Source organism: Mesorhizobium sp. M7A.F.Ca.CA.002.15.2.1 (genome assembly GCF_003998715.1).
Lineage (GTDB): Bacteria > Pseudomonadota > Alphaproteobacteria > Rhizobiales > Rhizobiaceae > Mesorhizobium > Mesorhizobium ciceri.
Map to the genome: position 1 here is coordinate 1 of NZ_RZPI01000865.1, position 2011 is coordinate 2011.

Annotated in this window: 4 protein-coding genes; 2 read left to right on the forward strand and 2 right to left on the reverse strand. The window is 64.2% G+C overall.

What is annotated here, in order from left to right; translation table 11 throughout:
- A partial coding sequence (locus ENZ74_RS30400) for an iron-containing alcohol dehydrogenase (RefSeq protein WP_127313241.1) occupies positions 1-456 on the reverse strand: 456 nt, incomplete at its 3' end.
- Complete coding sequence (locus ENZ74_RS30405; RefSeq protein ID WP_024503735.1) at positions 453-1064, reverse strand: shikimate kinase; 612 nt, start codon at positions 1062-1064, stop codon at positions 453-455. The genes ENZ74_RS30400 and ENZ74_RS30405, both read right to left, overlap by 4 nt.
- A gap of 210 nt (positions 1065-1274) precedes the next feature.
- Between ENZ74_RS30405 and ENZ74_RS30410 the strand changes: the two genes are divergently transcribed.
- On the forward strand, positions 1275-1427 hold the full coding sequence (locus tag ENZ74_RS30410) for a hypothetical protein (RefSeq protein WP_013529356.1): 153 nt from the start codon (positions 1275-1277) through the stop codon (positions 1425-1427).
- A gap of 17 nt (positions 1428-1444) precedes the next feature.
- Positions 1445-2011: site-specific integrase (locus ENZ74_RS30415; RefSeq protein ID WP_164761332.1), on the forward strand; the 567-nt coding region annotated here is incomplete at its 3' end.

Below are 2011 nucleotides of genomic sequence, written 5' to 3' on the forward strand. Positions count from 1 at the left end.
GTTGATGCCGGTCTTGCCGCCGACCGAGGAATCGACCTGCGCCAGCAGCGAGGTCGGAATCTGCACGAAATTCATGCCGCGCCGCACGATGCCGGCGGCAAAGCCGGCAAGGTCGCCGATAACACCGCCGCCGAAGGCGATGACGATGTCGCCGCGCTCCAGTTTCGCAGCCAGCACACCGTCGACCACCTCTTCGAGATGGGCAAAACTCTTGGTCTTCTCGCCGGCCGGCAGTGTGATGATGGCGGTCTGGATGCCACCCGTTTCGAGGCCTGCCTTCAGCGCACCGAGATGCGCTGCCGCGACATTGGCGTCGGTGACGACCGCGGCGCGTGTGCCCGGCAGCCGGCGCGCAATCTCGGCACCCGCGCGGGCCAACAACCCCGAGCCGATCAGAATGTCGTAGGTCCGGTCGCCAAGGCCGACTTCGACGACAACGGGTGCCTCGATGCTCACTGTTCCACCTCGCCCGTCGCAGCCGCCTGATCAATGCCGAAATGCCGGCACAGCGCGTCCACCACCTCGGTCGCGATGACTTCCTTGCGGTCGTCGCGGGTCGGCACTGTGACGTCCGATGTCGCGTAGACCGGATAGCGCTCGCCCATCAGCCGCTCCAGCACGGCGCGCGGGTCGGCGCTTTTCAGGAGCGGCCGGTTCTGTTTCTTGGCGACGCGATCCATCAGAAGGTCGAGTTCGGCCTTCAGCCACACCGAGACGCCCTGCGCTGCAATCGCCTCGCGCGTCTGCGCATTCATGAAGGCGCCGCCGCCGGTCGACAGCACCTGCGGCCCGTTTTCCAGTACGCGCAGGATGACGCGCTGCTCCAGCGCCCTGAATTCGGTCTCGCCGTAGCGCTCGAACAGTTCCGGAACGGTCATGCGCGAGACGCTTTCGATCTCCTGGTCGCTGTCTATGAAGGGCAGCGCCAGCATCGTCGCCACCTTGCGGCCGATCGCCGTCTTGCCGGCGCCCATCAGTCCGACGAAGACGACGGAACGGCTGCCCAGCCTGCCGAGCAACGCGGCGTGGTTCTCGTCTGGAGGATTTGCTGGCAGCGCGTTCATCGGATGTTTCGAAGGCCCTCTTTGCCGGCGTATCGACATGAAAAGCCCGTTTGCGTCAAGCGTGGCAAGTGCCTTGAACCCGATATGGACTGGCAGGGTCTGCATCAGAAGTTGCTAACAGGCCCCAGCTTCTTCCTTGAATTGGCCGGATTGGCGTCCCATAAGGGGACAGGGTTTGGAAACGCAGAACAAGAAGACGGGCGAAAATTGATGCCGACACTGTTTCGCTTTGTCGTGGTAACGGCGATTCTGGCTGGCATTGCCTATGGTACGATGTTCGCACTGGTGATGTTCGTCGAGCCAAAGAAGGGGGAAATGAGCGTGCGCATCCCTCCGGAAAAGCTCAATCCCAAGAAAAGCTGAATGACAAGACAGGCTGAATGAACAGCGCCGCCCGCATCGAAGCCTTTCTGGAAATGATGAGCGCCGAGCGGGGCGCGGCAGAAAACACGCTTTCCTCCTACCGCCGCGACCTCGAGGACGCTTCCGGCGCGATCGATGGCGGGCTGGCCGGTGCCGCCGCCGCCGATATCCGCGCCTATCTCGACGACATTGCCGCCCGCGGCTTTGCCGCCACGTCGCAGGCGCGCAAACTGTCGGCGATCCGCCAGTTCTTCAAATTCCTCTACGCCGAAGGCCTGCGCGGCGATGACCCGACCGGCACGCTGGACAGCCCGAAAAAGGGCCGCCCGCTGCCCAAGACGATGAGCGAGGCCGACACCGGCCGGCTGATCGACCGTGCAGCAATTGAAGCCGGCGATGTCTCGTCGGGCGATGGGGACAGCCTGGCATCACTGCGCCTGCATGCGCTGGTCGAGGTGCTTTACGCCACCGGCCTGCGCGTTTCCGAGCTGGTCGGCTTGCCGGTGACGGTGGCGCAACGCGACGACCGCTTCTTCATGGTGCGCGGCAAGGGCGACAAGGAGCGCATGGTGCCGCTCTCCGCC